This window comes from Vibrio sp. QJM3NY_21 (assembly GCF_057785975.1).
The window spans coordinates 2,044,395-2,061,199 of record NZ_CM173513.1 but is presented as its reverse complement, the minus strand read 5'-3'; the positions used below and the strand labels follow the sequence as shown (position 1 = coordinate 2,061,199).

General features: G+C 44.3%; 13 protein-coding genes. 4 read left to right on the top strand and 9 right to left on the bottom strand.

Annotation, left to right across the window (positions count from 1 at the left end; all coding sequences use genetic code 11):
- Nucleotides 1-120 precede the first annotated feature (120 nt).
- The 5 genes from AC3CID_RS09235 to AC3CID_RS09215 all read right to left on the bottom strand — a co-directional run bounded on the left by AC3CID_RS09235 (nucleotide 121) and on the right by AC3CID_RS09215 (nucleotide 5,927).
- Nucleotides 121-885 carry a transporter substrate-binding domain-containing protein gene (locus AC3CID_RS09235; RefSeq protein WP_171308743.1) on the bottom strand — a complete coding sequence of 255 codons (765 nt, stop codon included), beginning with the start codon at nucleotides 883-885 and terminating at the stop codon, nucleotides 121-123.
- 270 nt (nucleotides 886-1,155) lie between these two features.
- Nucleotides 1,156-2,922, bottom strand: coding sequence for a sodium:solute symporter family transporter (locus AC3CID_RS09230; RefSeq protein WP_065204781.1), 1,767 nt, complete (start codon nucleotides 2,920-2,922; stop codon nucleotides 1,156-1,158).
- A gap of 1,002 nt (nucleotides 2,923-3,924) precedes the next feature.
- Nucleotides 3,925-4,551 carry a bifunctional 4-hydroxy-2-oxoglutarate aldolase/2-dehydro-3-deoxy-phosphogluconate aldolase gene (locus AC3CID_RS09225; protein ID WP_017069898.1) on the bottom strand — a complete coding sequence of 209 codons (627 nt, stop codon included), beginning with the start codon at nucleotides 4,549-4,551 and terminating at the stop codon, nucleotides 3,925-3,927.
- A 73-nt stretch (nucleotides 4,552-4,624) separates the two neighbouring features.
- Nucleotides 4,625-5,557 (bottom strand): 2-dehydro-3-deoxygluconokinase, encoded by a 933-nt coding sequence (gene kdgK, locus AC3CID_RS09220; RefSeq protein ID WP_488526437.1) that lies wholly within the window; start codon nucleotides 5,555-5,557, stop codon nucleotides 4,625-4,627.
- Nucleotides 5,558-5,591: 34 nt separating this feature from the next.
- Complete coding sequence (locus tag AC3CID_RS09215; RefSeq protein WP_010438329.1) at nucleotides 5,592-5,927, bottom strand: cupin domain-containing protein; 336 nt, start codon at nucleotides 5,925-5,927, stop codon at nucleotides 5,592-5,594.
- Between the two features lie 333 nt (nucleotides 5,928-6,260).
- Between AC3CID_RS09215 and AC3CID_RS09210 the strand changes: the two genes are divergently transcribed.
- The 3 genes from AC3CID_RS09210 to AC3CID_RS09200 all read left to right on the top strand — a co-directional run bounded on the left by AC3CID_RS09210 (nucleotide 6,261) and on the right by AC3CID_RS09200 (nucleotide 11,744).
- A complete protein-coding gene (locus tag AC3CID_RS09210) occupies nucleotides 6,261-8,459 on the top strand; it encodes a heparinase II/III domain-containing protein (protein WP_488526436.1) in 2,199 nt (732 codons plus the stop codon).
- Nucleotides 8,460-8,461: 2 nt separating this feature from the next.
- Nucleotides 8,462-10,615: a heparinase II/III domain-containing protein gene (locus AC3CID_RS09205; protein WP_488526435.1), complete on the top strand. Its 2,154-nt coding sequence runs from the start codon at nucleotides 8,462-8,464 to the stop codon at nucleotides 10,613-10,615.
- A gap of 331 nt (nucleotides 10,616-10,946) precedes the next feature.
- Nucleotides 10,947-11,744: a fumarylacetoacetate hydrolase family protein gene (locus AC3CID_RS09200; RefSeq protein ID WP_488527287.1), complete on the top strand. Its 798-nt coding sequence runs from the start codon at nucleotides 10,947-10,949 to the stop codon at nucleotides 11,742-11,744.
- Nucleotides 11,745-11,827: 83 nt separating this feature from the next.
- Here the strand turns inward: AC3CID_RS09200 and phnE (AC3CID_RS09195) are convergent, their stop codons facing one another.
- The 4 genes from phnE (AC3CID_RS09195) to phnD form a co-directional block, all read right to left on the bottom strand.
- A complete protein-coding gene (gene phnE / locus AC3CID_RS09195; RefSeq protein ID WP_135456477.1) occupies nucleotides 11,828-12,658 on the bottom strand; it encodes a phosphonate ABC transporter, permease protein PhnE in 831 nt (276 codons plus the stop codon).
- A gap of 11 nt (nucleotides 12,659-12,669) precedes the next feature.
- On the bottom strand, nucleotides 12,670-13,554 hold the full coding sequence (phnE, locus tag AC3CID_RS09190; RefSeq protein ID WP_488526434.1) for a phosphonate ABC transporter, permease protein PhnE: 885 nt from the start codon (nucleotides 13,552-13,554) through the stop codon (nucleotides 12,670-12,672).
- Nucleotides 13,551-14,369 carry a phosphonate ABC transporter ATP-binding protein gene (phnC, locus tag AC3CID_RS09185; protein WP_171313013.1) on the bottom strand — a complete coding sequence of 273 codons (819 nt, stop codon included), beginning with the start codon at nucleotides 14,367-14,369 and terminating at the stop codon, nucleotides 13,551-13,553. The genes phnE (AC3CID_RS09190) and phnC overlap by 4 nt, the downstream gene beginning before the upstream one ends.
- A gap of 143 nt (nucleotides 14,370-14,512) precedes the next feature.
- Nucleotides 14,513-15,469, bottom strand: coding sequence for a phosphate/phosphite/phosphonate ABC transporter substrate-binding protein (phnD, locus tag AC3CID_RS09180; RefSeq protein ID WP_061021537.1), 957 nt, complete (start codon nucleotides 15,467-15,469; stop codon nucleotides 14,513-14,515).
- Between the two features lie 265 nt (nucleotides 15,470-15,734).
- On the opposite strand from phnD, the gene AC3CID_RS09175 reads away from it, so the two are divergent.
- Nucleotides 15,735-16,451 carry a FadR/GntR family transcriptional regulator gene (locus AC3CID_RS09175; RefSeq protein WP_171316132.1) on the top strand — a complete coding sequence of 239 codons (717 nt, stop codon included), beginning with the start codon at nucleotides 15,735-15,737 and terminating at the stop codon, nucleotides 16,449-16,451.
- Nucleotides 16,452-16,805 lie beyond the last annotated feature (354 nt).

Here is a 16,805-nt window from a genome sequence, read left to right as displayed (position 1 = left end):
CGCTAAATTGGAAGCTAGCTATTAGAATCTAACGATTAAACTAAAAGCGAACAATTAAACCATAACGATAGAGGCCAGCATTGCTGGCCTCGTTTTTGCCACTGTATAAATCGTAAAGAGTTACTTAAGAGAGTTGTGGATCAGGAACTCTTCTTCAACGCCTTTTAGTTTCATCTCATCCATAATGAAGTTCACCGTGTTCAATAAACGTTGTTCACCTTTTGGAATCAGGTAACCGAACTGACTGTTGGTAAACGGTGTCTCACAACGAGCGGCTTCAAGGCGCTCGTCTGTCACTTGATAGAACAGGCCCTCAGGAGTTTCTGTCACCATTACATCAACTTTACCTTCCGCAACGGCTTGCGGAACGTCTAGGTTGTTCTCGTAACGTGTAAAGCTCGCGTCTTGTAAGTTAGCATCCGCAAAAATCTCGTTAGTCCCGCCGATATTAACGCCAACACGCACCGAAGAAAGGTTCACTTTCTCAATGCTGTTGTATTGTTCTGCTTTGCCTTTCGCAACTAAGAAACACTTACCAAAGGTCATGTAGCCTTGAGTTTGTTCTGCGTTTAACTGACGCTGCATTTTACGTGTGATACCGCCCATCGCGATGTCGTATTTATCGCTGTCTAGATCGGTCAGTAGATCTTTCCATGTGGTACGAACAATCTGTAATTCAACGCCCAACTGCTCAGCAACATGCTTGGCTACGTCAATGTCATAACCAGAGTAGGTTTTGCCGTCAAAGTAAGAAAAAGGCTTGTAGTCGCCTGTGGTGCCAACGCGAAGTGTGCCTGATTTTTGGATGTCTTCTAATTGGTCAGCTTGTGCGACACCAGAAACTGCCAGAGTAATGGAAGCAAGTAATAGTGATGTTTTTTTCATTGTAATTATCTGTTGTGTTTGTGTTGTCATTCAAAGTAACAGAAAGAAAAGCAGAAAGAGATCAAACCATTGGAAATGGTTGTTAAGAAGATGAACACCGAGGGAAGGTTAGGGGATTTGCATAGAGTCTTGAAAATAGAGGCATGTACGTATTAAGTTCTATTTTGATAAATCGTAGGCAACAAAAAGCCCATGTTCTCGAATGAGTAACATGGGCTTCATTATTGGTTTAACTTGTTAGCTGCTTATTTTAGCTGTTTAGCTACTTAGCTACTTAGCAACTGACTCGTTGTTCATCTTAGCCGGACCTTTAGATGCATTAACCAGTAGGATACCAACGGTTAGTACCATCGAACCACATAGTAAGAACAACAAGCGTCCTGTTGGTTCGTTTGGAATTAGAGCCATTGCTAGAATACCGAAACCTGCTGTGCTGATAAGCTTACCAAGCATTGAACGCTGTTTAGTATCTAGGTTTTGTTGCTCTTCACCTTCAGCAACAAGTGGTGTATTCCAGTTAGTAAACAATGTATCAACTTCTTTCTCACGCTCAGTTGATAAAGGTTTATAGAAGAATTGAGTTGCTAAGAAGAAGCCACCAGTAAAGATTACGTGTGCAGCTAAGCTTAAGCCAACTTTAAGATCTGCCCACTCACGACCAGTCAATTGTTGCTCTAAACCAAATAGGTGTTCAATATCTTCTGCTTGTAGAGAAATACCAAAGATGTAAGAAACAAAACCACCGACAATCAATGTAGTCCAAGCCGACCAATCTGGTGTTTTACGAATAATCATACCTAGGAAGATTGGAATAAGCATTGGGAAGCCGATTAATGCACCCACGTTCATTACGATATCAAATAAGCTTAAGTGACGTAACGAGTTAATGTATAGGCCAATCGAGATAATGATTATACCCATCAGAATTGTCGTTAGCTTACTTACAATCACGAGTTCTTTTTGCTCTGCATTCTTGCGAAGAACAGGGCTATAGAAGTTCATTACAAAGATGCCAGCGTTACGGTTCAAACCTGAATCCATAGAAGACATTGTTGCAGCGAACATCGCAGACATTAATAGACCAACCATACCTGCTGGCATTACGTTTTGTACGAATGCTAGGTAAGCAGCATCACCCGCTTTATCACCCATTGAAGCGTACTCCAATGCGAAATCAGGCATGAATGCACTTACGTACCAAGGTGGTAGGAACCAGATAAGAGGGCCAACAACCATTAGGATACATGCTAAGCCTGCCGCTTTACGCGCATTTTCACTGTCTTTAGCACATAAGTAACGATAAGCATTGATACTGTTATTCATTACACCGAACTGCTTCACAAAGATGAAAACAACCCATAGTACGAATACACTTACATAGTTGAGGTTATTCCCCAACATGAAGTCACCTTGGAAATTATCAACAATGTTCGTAATGCCACCACCGTGGAAGTAAGCAGCAACCGCACAAGTGATCGTAACCGCCATGATAACTAGCATTTGCATGAAGTCAGATGCGACAACGGCCCAAGACCCACCAGTTACCGACATGATGACTAACACAGCACCGGTGAAGATGATGGTGGTTTCCATAGGGATATTAAATACAGCAGCAACAAAGATTGCTAGACCATTTAGCCAAATACCTGCAGAAATTAGGCTGTCCGGCATACCGAACCAAGTAAAGAACTGCTCTGAAGTTTTACCAAAACGCTGTCTGATTGCTTCAATCGCGGTTACAACACGAAGTTGACGGAACTTTGGGGCAAAGTACATGTAGTTCATGAAATAACCAAATGCATTGGCTAAGAACAGAATTACAATAACAAAACCATCGGAGAATGCGCGTCCTGCGGCTCCAGTAAACGTCCATGCTGAAAACTGTGTCATGAAGGCGGTTGCACCAACCATCCACCACAACATTTTGCCGCCCCCTCTGAAGTAATCACTAGTCGACGTGGTGAACTTACGGAACATCCAACCAATAGCGATTAAAAAGAAGAAGTAGGCGAGAACAACAAAAGTATCAATAGTCATCTTTTCAGCCTTTTAAATATCATAATTAACTGGGCTTAGATTAACGCGTCCAAAGGTTTATTTGTACTACAATATGTCTTTAGTATGATCTAGGTCGCATTGATTTTTGAGCACACACGACAAGCTAGCTTAACCTGCTGTTTTTATTGTCTTTAATTGTTTTTATGAATTGCTCTAGATCCAAGATAAATTGAAGCTCAAATGTTTATATGTATTACAATATAAGTAATAAGGCTTTAGTTTGCCTTATTTATAAGATTTTAATTATAACCGTAACAAATGTGCTACAACTGAACGTGGTTGTGCGACGGGATTCACGTTAAATCTCCGTACTAAATCGCAAAATATTGTTTCTAGCATTTAAGTGTAGCTTATTGTTTTTATGTCGCTATTTTCTATTTCACGCCCTGAATTGCTCATTATTTATCCGTACTATTTATCTACGCGATTTATCCGCTCAATTTTTCTGCTGTTCTTGTGTTTAGAGTCTTGGTTTGTCCAACCGCTCGAAATTGGAGTAGGCGCTAGCGAGAATTATACCCAATATCCGATATCCGATAAGCGATAATCATAGCCATAAGCCTTGTATTGCTTCATGGCGATTTCTAACCATATGTAAGAGGTTTGTATGCTTAATGGTGAGTAAGGGCGGATGCGTCGATACAGGGCTCAAGACACGGTATGAGTCGAGTGAGTTAGATTACATAAGTGAGTGCTTAGAGTGTTTGCCAGGTCGTGTAAGGCGTTTTAGCACAGTGAGATAGCACGTGCACAAAATTACAAATTACCAGTCACAAAGCTGGTGGATGGCCTGATAAACGGGAATGTATTGAGAGGTCTTAACTTGTTTGAGCGTCGTGCTCTTCAGGTAACAGCCTCAAACTATCAACGATCAAACTTCAGTTACCCAAAAGATTTAGATAACAAAATCCAGTTATTGAAAAACCTCAGATAACAAAAAGCCCCACCGAAGTGAGGCTTTATCACCAAATCTAAAACAGATTAAGCGTTAACGTGATCAACTGCGTCACGAACAAGCTTGCCTAGTTCGTCCCACTTACCTTCATCGATAAGGTTAGTTGGAACCATCCAAGTACCGCCACACGCAAGAACAGAAGGGATCGATAGGTATTCATCAACATTCTTCAAGCTTACGCCACCAGTAGGCATGAATTTAACAGGGTAAACTGCTGTTAGTGCTTTAAGCATACCAGTACCGCCTGAAGGCTCAGCAGGGAAGAACTTCAACGTGCGAAGACCCATTTCCATTGCTTGCTCAACTAGGCTTGGGTTGTTAACACCCGGTACGATTGCAACACCTTTATCGATACAGTATTGAACAGTACGCGGGTTGAAACCTGGGCTTACGATGAAATCAACACCCGCTTCGATAGATGCGTCAACTTGCTCGTTAGTCAGTACTGTACCTGAACCGATTAGCATGTCAGGGAACTCTTTACGCATGATGCGAATCGCTTCGATTGCACATTCTGTACGTAGTGTGATTTCTGCACATGGCATGCCGTTTTCAACAAGTGCTTTACCTAGAGGGATTGCGTCTTCAGCACGGTTGATAGCGATTACAGGAATTACTTTTAGGTTTGCTAGTTGTTCATTTAATGTCGTCATAAATTCTTTCTCACGTTAAATGTGGGCCTGCTTTCAACTAAGCAAACCCTTGATTAATAGTTAAAGTGCGTAATTATAGAGACAGATCAGGCGTCGCATCTACAGGAATGATAGCCCCTGGATGCTGAATCACGGTTCCTGCCACAATATGACCTGCAAATGCTGCGTCACGAGCATTACCGCCGCTCAAACGCTTAGCCAAGAAGCCAGCACTGAACGAGTCGCCAGCAGCCGTAGTATCTACGATGTTGTCAACTGGTTTTGGAGCTACATATTGAGCACTTTGGCTTTCGACGACTAAACAGTCTTTCGCGCCACGTTTGATCACGATCTCTTTCACACCAGACTCAGACGTACGAGCAATACATTGTTCAATGCTTTCGTCGCCGTATAACTCTTGTTCATCATCAAACGTTAGTAGAGCCGTGTCGGTGTACTTAAGCATTTTCAAGTACCAAGAAATTGCTTCTTGTTGGCTTTCCCAAAGTTTAGGACGGTAGTTATTGTCGAAGAATACTTGACCGCCTTGAGCTTTAAATTTGTCTAAGAAGTTAAACAGCTGTGTGCGACCATTTTCTGTCAAGATAGCAAGCGTAATGCCACTTAGGTAAACCGCATCAAAAGAGAACAGCTTATCAAGTAGAGCAGGCGTGTCTTGCTGATCAAACATGAACTTCGCTGCAGCATCACTACGCCAGTAGTGGAAGCTACGCTCACCAGTTTCATCGGTCTCGATGTAATAAAGCCCTGGTTGTTTGTGATCGAGCTGAGCCACCAAGCTTGTGTCGATACCTTCAGCTTGCCACTTTTCTAACATGTCAGTACTGAATGGGTCAGTGCCCAGTGCTGTTACATAGCTTGTTTGGATGCCATGTTCTTTTGTTAAGCGTGACAGGTAAAGTGCAGTATTTAGCGTATCGCCACCAAAACTTTGCTTAAGCCCATCTTGTTTCTTTTGTAGCTCAACCATGCACTCGCCAATGACCGCGATGTTTAATGATTTCATATGCTTACCTTAGCAACTGAGGTTGCGCTATTCATTATTTTAAAAAGTCTTCACGCGCAGGGTTGAAGATATCAAGAAGGATGCTGTCTTGCTCTAGTGCAACCGCACCGTGCATCATGTGTTTACGAGCGAAGTAAGCGTCGCCTTCTTTAAGTACTCTCTTCTCGCCTTCAATCTCAGCTTCAAAGCTACCACGAACAACATAACCGATTTGGTCATGAATTTCGTGTGTGTGAGGATGGCCAATGGCACCCTTATCAAAACACAGGTGTACAGCCATTAGATCGTCAGTGTAAGCAACGATTTTACGTTTAATACCGCCACCAAGTTCTTCCCATGGGTTTTCATCTAGCATAAAGAAAGAGTTCATTGTGTATCTCCTAATCTGTTTAAATCTTTTAAGTGTTACTTAACTTGCATCCATCATAAGGGAATGAGTTCAATTGTAATACAATATATCTAAATTTGTGTGATATTGATCAAGCGATACTTTATATAGCGTAAATAAATCAATAACTTAATAAATGACCGATATTTATCATTAGTCATTCACATCAATGACTTACGGTTGATTGTGTGACTCTAATCATCATTTGGTAACGAATAGGTATAATTAAAGCTCTTATTGTATTACTTTATATGGAGTTTGAGAATTTAATCAAAGTTTAAGCAGATAAACTCTTTATTGAGGGTGACAAAGAATATGACGACTAAACCAGTATTGTTGACTGAAGCTGAAATCGAGCAGCTTCACCTTGAAGTGGGCCGTTCTAGCTTAATGGGCAAAACCATTGCAGCGAACGCGAAAGACCTAGAAGCATTCATGCGTTTACCTATTGATGTTCCAGGTCACGGTGAAGCAGGGGGTTACGAACATAACCGCCATAAGCAAAATTACACGTACATGAATCTAGCTGGTCGCATGTTCTTGATCACTAAAGAGCAAAAGTACGCTGACTTTGTTACAGAATTACTAGAAGAGTACGCAGACAAATATCTAACGTTTGATTATCACGTACAGAAAAACACCAACCCTACCGGCCGTTTGTTCCACCAAATTCTGAACGAACACTGCTGGTTAATGTTCTCAAGCTTAGCTTACTCTTGTGTTGCTTCAACACTGACACAAGAACAACGTGACAACATTGAGTCTCGCATTTTCGAACCAATGCTAGAAATGTTCACCGTTAAATACGCACACGACTTCGACCGCATTCACAACCACGGTATTTGGGCTGTAGCCGCTGTGGGTATCTGTGGTCTTGCTTTAGGCAAGCGTGAGTACCTTGAAATGTCAGTGTACGGCATCGACCGTAACGACACTGGCGGTTTCTTAGCGCAAGTTTCTCAACTGTTTGCACCTTCTGGTTACTACATGGAAGGCCCTTACTACCACCGTTATGCGATTCGCCCAACGTGTGTGTTCGCTGAAGTGATTCACCGCCACATGCCTGAAGTTGATATCTACAACTACAAAGGCGGCGTGATTGGCAACACAGTACAAGCGATGCTTGCGACGGCTTACCCGAACGGTGAGTTCCCGGCTCTGAATGATGCTTCTCGTACTATGGGTATCACAGACATGGGTGTTCAAGTTGCCGTCAGTGTTTACAGCAAGCATTACTCTTCTGAAAACGGCGTAGACCAAAACATTCTCGGTATGGCGAAGATTCAAGACGCAGTATGGATGCATCCATGTGGTCTTGAGTTATCTAAAGCCTACGAAGCCACTTCTGCTGAGAAAGAAATCGGCATGCCTTTCTGGCCAAGTGTTGAATTGAACGAAGGCCCTCAAGGTCACAACGGCGCGCAAGGCTTTATCCGTATGCAGGATAAGAAAGGCGACGTTTCTCAACTTGTTATGAACTACGGCCAACACGGCATGGGTCACGGCAACTTTGATACGCTGGGTATTTCTTTCTTTAACCGCGGTCAAGAAGTGCTACGTGAATACGGCTTCTGTCGTTGGGTTAACGTTGAGCCTAAATTCGGCGGCCGTTACCTAGACGAAAACAAATCTTACGCTCGCCAAACGATTGCTCACAATGCAGTCACGATTGATGAAAAATGTCAGAACAACTTTGACGTTGAACGTGCAGACTCTGTACACGGTTTACCTCACTTCTTTAAAGTAGAAGACGAGCGAATCAACGGAATGAGTGCATTTGCTAACGATCACTACCAAGGCTTTGACATGCAACGCAGCGTGTTCATGCTAAACCTTGAAGAATTAGAATCTCCGCTACTATTAGACCTTTATCGTTTAGATTCTGAGAAAGGCGGCGAAGGCGAACATCAATACGACTACTCACACCAATATCAAGGTCAGATTGTTCGCACTAACTTTGAATACCAAGCAAACAAAGAGCTGAACACTCTAGGTGACGATTTCGGTTACCAACACTTATGGAACGTGGCAAGCGGTGAAGTGAAGGGCACAGCACTTGTAAGCTGGCTACAAAACAACACTTACTACACGTGGCTAGGTGCAACGTCTAACGACAATGCTGAAGTGATTTTTACTCGCACTGGCGCTAACGATCCAAGTTTCAACCTACGTTCAGAGCCTGCATTCATTCTACGTAGCAAAGGCGAAACAACACTGTTTGCTTCTGTTGTTGAAACGCACGGTTACTTCAACGAAGAATTCGAGCAATCAGTTAATGCACGTGGTGTAGTTAAAAACATCAATGTTGTGGCTCACACCAATGTCGGTTCGGTAGTTGAGATCACCACAGAGAAATCAAACGTGACAGTGATGATCAGCAACCAACTTGGCGCAACTGACAGCACTGAACACAAAGTAGAACTGAACGGCAAAGTATACAGCTGGACAGGCTTCTACTCAGTAGAAACAATTTTAAACCCAGAATTAGCAAGCACAGCAGAGCAGGGGAAATAATAATGAGCTATCAACCACTTTTACTTAACTTTGATGAAGCAGCAGAGCTTCGTAAAGAACTTGGCAAGGATAGCCTTTTAGGTAACGCATTGACTCGCGATATTAAACAAACTGACGCTTACATGGCGGAAGTTGGCATTGAAGTTCCAGGTCACGGTGAAGGCGGCGGTTACGAACATAACCGTCATAAGCAAAACTATATCCACATGGATCTAGCGGGCCGTTTGTTCCTTATCACTGAGGAAACAAAGTACCGTGATTACATCGTTGATATGCTAACTGCGTACGCGACGGTATACCCAACACTTGAAAGCAACGTAAGCCGTGACTCTAACCCTCCGGGTAAGCTGTTCCACCAAACGTTGAACGAGAACATGTGGATGCTTTACGCTTCTTGTGCGTACAGCTGCATCTACCACACTATCTCTGAAGAGCAAAAGCGTCTGATCGAAGACGATCTTCTGAAGCAAATGATCGAAATGTTCGTTGTTACTTACGCACACGACTTCGATATAGTGCACAACCACGGCTTATGGGCAGTGGCAGCGGTAGGTATCTGTGGTTACGCAATCAACGACCAAGAATCTGTAGACAAAGCACTATACGGCCTGAAACTAGACAAAGTAAGCGGCGGTTTCTTAGCGCAACTTGACCAACTGTTTTCGCCAGACGGCTACTACATGGAAGGTCCTTACTACCACCGTTTCTCTCTACGTCCAATCTACCTGTTCGCAGAAGCGATTGAACGTCGTCAGCCTGAAGTTGGTATCTATGAATTCAACGATTCAGTGATCAAGACAACGTCTTACTCTGTATTCAAAACGGCATTCCCAGACGGTACATTGCCAGCTCTGAACGATTCATCGAAGACAATCTCTATCAACGATGAAGGCGTTATCATGGCAACGTCTGTGTGTTACCACCGTTACGAACAGACTGAAACTCTGCTTGGTATGGCTAACCACCAACAAAACGTTTGGGTTCATGCTTCAGGTAAAACATTGTCTGACGCTGTTGAAGCAGCTGATGGAATCACACCATTTAACTGGGGTAGCCTGTTCGTTACAGACGGCCCTGAAGGTGAGAAAGGCGGCGTTAGCATTCTTCGTCACCGTGATGAGAAAGACGACGACACCATGGCGTTGATCTGGTTCGGTCAACACGGCAGCGATCACCAGTACCACTCTGCACTAGACCACGGTCACTATGATGGCTTGCACCTAAGCGTATTCAACCGTGGCCACGAAGTGTTGCACGATTACGGCTTCGGTCGCTGGGTAAACGTTGAGCCTAAGTTTGGCGGTCGTTACATTCCAGAGAACAAGTCTTACTGTAAGCAGACGGTTGCTCACAACACAGTAACGGTTGATCAGAAAACGCAGAACAACTTCAACACAGCATTAGCTGAGTCTAAGTTTGGTCAGAAACACTTCTTCGTAGCAGACGACCAGTCTCTACAAGGCATGAGCGGAACCATTTCTGAGTACTACACAGGCGTAGACATGCAACGCAGCGTGATTCTTGCTGAACTTCCTGAGTTCGAGAAGCCGTTAGTGATTGATGTTTACCGCATCGAAGCTGACGCTGAGCACCAGTACGACTTGCCAGTTCACCACTCTGGTCAAATCATCCGTACTGACTTCGATTACAACATGGAAAAAACGCTTAAGCCATTAGGTGAAGACAACGGTTACCAACACTTATGGAACGTTGCTTCAGGCAAAGTGAACGAAGAAGGTTCTCTAGTCAGCTGGCTACATGACAGCAGCTACTACAGCCTAGTAACCAGCGCGAATGCGGGCAGCGAAGTGATTTTTGCTCGCACTGGTGCTAACGATCCAGACTTCAACCTTAAGAGTGAGCCTGCGTTCATCTTACGTCAGTCTGGTCAAAACCACGTGTTTGCTTCTGTACTAGAAACGCATGGTTACTTTAACGAGTCTATCGAAGCCTCTGTAGGCGCTCGTGGTCTAGTTAAATCAGTATCTGTTGTGGGCCATAACAGTGTCGGGACTGTTGTTCGCATTCAGACTACTTCTGGCAACACTTACCATTATGGTATTTCAAACCAAGCTGAAGACACGCAGCAAGCAACTCACACTGTTGAGTTCGCGGGTGAGACATACTCGTGGGAAGGATCATTTGCTCAACTGTAAATGATTAAAATACATGCCGTTTAACGATGGCATGTATTGATGTGGTGCTTTGCGGGAACGAAGCATCACATTGAAATTCAGTCGTGATTGAAAAATCGTTCGTTGAAACCAACAACGACTGAAAACATCGGGAATAAGTCAAACCGAGTAACTCATAGCGAGTTGCTCGGTTTTTTTATGCGTGTTGCTTTTATAGGGGGAAGAAGGGAGAGGAGAGGAGAGGACAACAGAGCTTCCCTTTTCCTTCGAATCCTACAGAGTGGGCTAAAGTATAATTTAGGATTTAAAATAAAGGGACTCAAGGATGAAGTGGTTATTGGCAATAGTTACGATGTCTGGCGTCGCATTGGCGGCAGAAAATAACAATGTTGAGGTGAGCAGTGAGCATTTCGTCCGTTATCAATACCAAGACAAAGTCAGCTATGGAAAACTAGACAATGACGTTGTGTTACCGGTCAGTGGCGATATCTTTGGAGAATATTCGGTAGCAAAAAATTCGATCCCGTTAGAGTCGGTTGAGGTGTTACTGCCGACAAAACCAGAGAAAGTCTTCGCCGTCGGGATGAACTTCGCTAGCCACTTAGCTTCACCTGCCGATGCACCACCGCCGATGTTTCTTAAACTTCCTTCTTCTTTGATTCTCACGGGCGAAGTTATTCAAGTGCCACCAAAAGCAAGAAACGTTCATTTTGAAGGCGAGTTGGTGGTTGTGATTGGTAAAGAGCTAAGCCAAGCCAGTGAAGAAGAAGCCGAACAAGCGATCTTTGGTGTCGCAGTGGGTAACGATATTACAGAACGAAGCTGGCAAGGCACGGATTTACAATGGCTTCGAGCGAAAGCTTCCGATGGGTTTGGACCGATTGGTCACACTATTGTGAAAGGCATTGATTATAACAATGTCGAACTTACAACGCGTGTTAACGGCGATATCGTTCAGCAAGAGAACACCTCGTTTATGATCCACAAGCCGCGCAAAGTCGTCAGTTATTTGAGCCACTATTTTACATTAAAACCGGGTGACCTAGTGTTCATGGGCACACCGGGGAGAACCCATGCATTGGTCGATAAAGATCAAGTGTCGGTCACGATCAAAGGGGTAGGCACTGTCACTAATGAAATACGTTTCTAATTTTGAAACCTGCTTATCGTTTGTCCATGAACAAAAAAGCCTACTCTGCAAGTAGGCTTTGATAGACATCCATGATGCATTGATTAGATAAAGGCTTTTCTTGCTTTGGCTGCTAACCATTCAGAGAAGACGACTGTCACTAAAATCGCAAAGAAAATCACCGTTACTTGAGGCCATGCCAGCATCGCCATCGACTCTTGCAGTTTTAAGCCGATACCGCCAGCGCCCACCAAACCTAAGACGGTAGACTCTCGAATATTGATGTCCCAACGGAACAAGCTCGTGCCGATGAAACTTGGCATTACTTGCGGAAGAATGCCGTAGTTCAAGACTTGTAGTGGAGATGCCCCCGTCGATTGAATCGCTGACATTTGCGTGACGTTCACTTCTTCAATCGCTTCGTACATCAATTTAGCCACGAAACCAATTGAGCGCAGAGCAATCGCGATAATACCGGCCAGTAATCCAGGGCCTATGATTGCCACCAACAGGAGCGCCCAAATTAGCGAGTTGATCGAACGACTTGCCGCAATGATGAACAGTGCGATAGGCCTGATAAACGTAGTGCTTGGCGTTGTGTTGCGTGCGGCTAAGAATGCAACTGGAAATGCCAGTACGATCCCTAATAGGGTGCCAAGTGTTGCGATATTAATGGTGTCCCACAAAGGGCTCCAAAGTGACTCTAAATAGCTCCATCTTGGTGGCCACATGCGTGAAGAAATATCAGCAAGTTGATTAGGTGAATCCGTTACAAAATACCAGATAGTCTCTTTATTCATGACCTGCCAGGCAAAAACGGTTAAAGCAACAAAGCAAAGCCAACCGAGCCAAAGCATTAGGCTCTGTTTGCTGTCGTAACGCTGCCATTGGGTACGATTCATGGCGCTTGAAGGTGTGTCATTTAGCGTGCTCATTTAGTCGTTCCTTACTGCACATGCTTACGGATGATGGTCGATAGGTATTCACACAACATCACAATCACGATAATAATCAATAGAATAGCGGCGGCTGCACTGTACTCATAACGGTCCATCGCGGTGTTTAACGTAGCGCCAATACCACCTGCGCCAACAATACCGATTACAGCAGATTCACGAAAATTGATGTCGAGTCGGTACATCGAAAGCCCGATAAAGCGTGGCATCACCTGTGCTTGGATCGCGTAGTTCACCTGTTGTAGCCAGCTAGCGCCAGTTGCACGCATTGCGGTCAGCGGTGCAGGATCTATCGCTTCAATCTCATCGGCGAACAGCTTTGCGAGAAAGCCGATGGTGGCGAATGTTAGCGTGACAAACCCCGCAAACGTACCAAAGCCAAACAGAGCCACACACAAAATCGCAACAATGATCTCTTGTAAGCTGCGAGCGACAGAAATAAACGAGCGGCAGAATAGGTAAACAGGAGTCGGAGCTAGGTTTTTGGCCGCACCTAATCCAAACGGAATGGACAGAATGACGCCTGCCACGGTTGACGTGAGTGTCATGGTTAAACTTTCAATCAAACCTTGCGAGATGTTGTCCCAACGTCCACCGAAATCTGGATTCATGAAGGCCAAAATGAACTGCCAACCACGTTCGCTGCCTTCGTAAATTCGAGTCCAGTTGACGTGTACCGATTGCGTCGCGAGATATAAGTAAACCGCAACAATGATAACTAAGCTCCAACGTAACCATGGATTTGAAATCAGTGGTGGCTTTGTCCACTGTGTTGGGTATTGCTGAGCTAATTTGGGATCTTGTTGAGCTGATTTTGAATGATGTTGAGCTTGGTTTGAATGATGCTGAGCTTGGTTTGGATATGGCTGAGTCATATTGTTGCCTCAGACAAATGAGGGTGAGTGATGATCAGGTCATCTTCCTCTTCTTCTACCTGTTGGCTCCAATCCTCTTCACCGTAGATCTGTGTGAGCACGTCTTCGGTGAGCAAGGTTGGTTTGTCATCAAATACCACACAGCCTGCATTTAGGCCGACAACGCGATCCACAAACTGTTTGGCTAACTGAACATCGTGAATATTGATGATCGCAGGGAGTTGTTGTTCTGAACAAATCTCGCTAATCAATCGCATGATCTGGCGCGCTGTACGTGGGTCCAGCGCGGCCGTTGGTTCATCAATCAACAGTAATTTCGGTTTCTGAGCGAGTGCGCGAGCAATACCTACACGTTGGCGCTGTCCACCTGATAGGGCATCGGCTCTTTTATTGGCGTGCTCTAATAACCCAACGCGGTCGAGTAGCGCATAAGCGGCTTGGATATCCGATTCTGGGAAACGACGAGTAAAGCTTTGCCAGAAGTTTACGTAACCTAAACGCCCTGAAAGCACATTCTCCATGACCGTTAAGCGCTCAATCAATGCGTACTCTTGGAAAATCATCCCAATTTCACGTCGTGAATGTCTCAGTTGTCGTTTAGACAAGGTCTCAAGGTTGGTGTTGGAGAAGATAACTTCGCCGCTGGTGGGCTCGGTTAGTCGGTTAATACAGCGAATCAGCGTTGATTTACCCGCACCAGATGGGCCAATCAATCCAACGACTTCGCCGGCATTCACCGACAAGCTAACGTTGGTCAGGGCTTTATCAGAACTGGAGTAGTGCTTGGTAAGCCCTTTAAGGGTAAGAGTAGACATAGAATTCCTATAAGGACGGTGTACTAACAGTTCGCCTGAGGCAGAAATCGGAAGCAAACCGCTGAGAGTGGTGAGTAACTGCAGGCGCGTAAGCCTGCAGTTAGTTTTATCAATGTGTAATTGGCTTTTTAGTTCGGTTGAACTTAGCTACACGTGTAAGACACTTTATTAGCGGTATCGATAGTGCGGATCACTTCCCAGTGCTCTTGGTAAGTGATCGGAACAAATTTCGCTTCACCGTTACGCTCAAATTCTTCTTGAAGCTTGGTGCCTTCCCAGTCGAAAGTGAAGAACGCTTTTTGAATCTTCTCTTGAAGCTCTGGTGTTAGGTTGTGCGCTGTGCCGTAAGCCGTTGTTGGGAAGGTTTGTGACTTATAGATGCTCTTGATTTGACCTTCTTTCACAACTTCACGTGAAAGCATACGGTTCAATACTGAGTTAGCGACGGCTGCTGCGTCGTAATCTTTGTGTGCCACACCCAAAATGGAGTTGTCGTGCGCGCCAGAGAAAGCAGGTTTGAAATCACGCTCAGGTTGAAGCTGGTATTCAGCATCCAGAATCGCAGAAGGGGCTTTGAAACCAGAGTTTGACGTTTGCGATGTGAATGCTAGGTTTTTGCCTTTTAGGTCTTCAACCTTTTCGATGCCTGAACCTGGGTGCGTGATGATTTCCATTTCGTAACCGAAAGAGCCATCTTCAGCCGCCATCATGGTGAATGGAGCAAAGCCAGCACAGTTAACTGCAAGTGGCGTTGAACCTGTGTTGAAACCTGCGATATGTAGACGACCTGAACGCATTGCTTCAATTTGAGCTGCGTTATTTTGAACAGGGAAGAAACGAACCGTTTTTTCCGTTGTTTTTTCAAGGTGGCTCAAAAACTCGCTCCACACATCAGCGTATACTGCTGGATCTTCAACTGGCGTGTAAGCAAAAATTAGCGTGTTTGGATCCACCCATTGTGATTCATCTTGGGGTACATCGGCGACCAAGTTACCAGAGCGGTCTTCGTATCGCGTATCCATCGCTAATGCAGAACCAGAAAAAATCAGCGCAGCAGTAATAGCGCTTTTAAGCGTGAGATTTGTTTTTGTCGGTTTCATTATGTCAGTCCAATTGAGTGATTTGTTGGAAGGAAGTATAGGAATCGAGGATGACAGAACCGATGCTTTTTGATGACGGATTTATGAATGGTGTAACATAATGTTTCTAGCGGAGTAGAATTAGATACTTTCTAAGTGTTTGATTAGGCAACTAAATTAATAGCCTGTGATTCGTTTGGATTTTACTCAATTGGCTGTAGGTTGAAATACTGTTATAGTGATCCTTAAATAATACATAAACATAACATATAAAATAAGTGAACTTATGGTTACCACTTTTAATTCAATTTCGGGCTCGAAGCGCAGCCTGCACGTGCAAGTAGCTCGTGAAATCGCTCGTGGAATCTTGTCTGGCGAACTGCCACAAGGTTCTATTATTCCTGGTGAAATGGCGTTGTGTGAACAGTTTGGTATCAGCCGAACGGCACTTCGCGAAGCTGTTAAACTATTGACCTCTAAAGGTCTGTTAGAGTCTCGCCCGAAAATCGGTACTCGTGTAGTCGACCGCGCATACTGGAATTTCCTTGATCCTCAACTGATTGAATGGATGGATGGCCTAACCGACGTAGATCAATTCTGTTCACAGTTCTTAGGTCTTCGCCGTGCGATTGAACCTGAAGCGTGTGCGCTGGCGGCAAAATTTGCGACCGCTGAGCAACGTATTGAGCTTTCAGAGATCTTCCAAAAGATGGTCGAAGTGGATGAAGCTGAAGTGTTTGACCAAGAGCGTTGGACAGACATTGATACTCGTTTTCACAGCTTGATCTTCAATGCGACCGGAAACGATTTTTACCTGCCATTTGGTAACATTCTGACTACGATGTTCATCAACTTCATCGTGCACTCTTCTGAAGAAGGAAGTACGTGTATCAATGAACACCGTAGAATCTATGAAGCTATCATGGCCGGTGATTGTGACAAGGCGAGAATTGCTTCTGCCGTTCACTTGCAAGATGCTAACCACCGTTTGGCGACTGCGTAATAGAAACGATTTAGAGTGCATCTGAGCCATCTCACATTGAGATGAACAGCCACACGCTCAGATAAACGACTTAAAAAGGTATGCCAAGCGCATGCCTTTTTGGTTTTTAGGCCTCGTGTTGCACCATCTGTAGCACTATTTTGGGGCAGCCTTTTCGCTACGTCTCTTAAGCTATTCTTCCACGTTACAATCCGCCTTATTTTTAACGTCAACGTAACAATCCCAAATCATCGTTCTAAACACACATTTTTAGACTGTCCGTATCAGACAAATAGTTATGCGACAGTCGGGATTTTTTACCTCTAAGTATTCTAAATCTGCGATAACACAAACAGGGTTCGTGGATTTAGAATA

Bases quoted from the DNA above. Each gene is read 5' to 3' on its own strand.
- AC3CID_RS09235 (WP_171308743.1), bottom strand. From the start codon at position 885: ATGAAAAAAACATCACTATTACTTGCTTCCATTACTCTGGCAGTTTCT.
- AC3CID_RS09230 (WP_065204781.1), bottom strand. From the start codon at position 2,922: ATGACTATTGATACTTTTGTTGTTCTCGCCTACTTCTTCTTTTTAATC.
- AC3CID_RS09225 (WP_017069898.1), bottom strand. From the start codon at position 4,551: ATGACGACATTAAATGAACAACTAGCAAACCTAAAAGTAATTCCTGTA.
- kdgK (WP_488526437.1), bottom strand. From the start codon at position 5,557: ATGAAATCATTAAACATCGCGGTCATTGGCGAGTGCATGGTTGAGCTA.
- AC3CID_RS09215 (WP_010438329.1), bottom strand. From the start codon at position 5,927: ATGAACTCTTTCTTTATGCTAGATGAAAACCCATGGGAAGAACTTGGT.
- AC3CID_RS09210 (WP_488526436.1), top strand. From the start codon at position 6,261: ATGACGACTAAACCAGTATTGTTGACTGAAGCTGAAATCGAGCAGCTT.
- AC3CID_RS09205 (WP_488526435.1), top strand. From the start codon at position 8,462: ATGAGCTATCAACCACTTTTACTTAACTTTGATGAAGCAGCAGAGCTT.
- AC3CID_RS09200 (WP_488527287.1), top strand. From the start codon at position 10,947: ATGTCTGGCGTCGCATTGGCGGCAGAAAATAACAATGTTGAGGTGAGC.
- phnE (WP_135456477.1), bottom strand. From the start codon at position 12,658: ATGAGCACGCTAAATGACACACCTTCAAGCGCCATGAATCGTACCCAA.
- phnE (WP_488526434.1), bottom strand. From the start codon at position 13,554: ATGACTCAGCCATATCCAAACCAAGCTCAGCATCATTCAAACCAAGCT.
- phnC (WP_171313013.1), bottom strand. From the start codon at position 14,369: ATGTCTACTCTTACCCTTAAAGGGCTTACCAAGCACTACTCCAGTTCT.
- phnD (WP_061021537.1), bottom strand. From the start codon at position 15,469: ATGAAACCGACAAAAACAAATCTCACGCTTAAAAGCGCTATTACTGCT.
- AC3CID_RS09175 (WP_171316132.1), top strand. From the start codon at position 15,735: ATGGTTACCACTTTTAATTCAATTTCGGGCTCGAAGCGCAGCCTGCAC.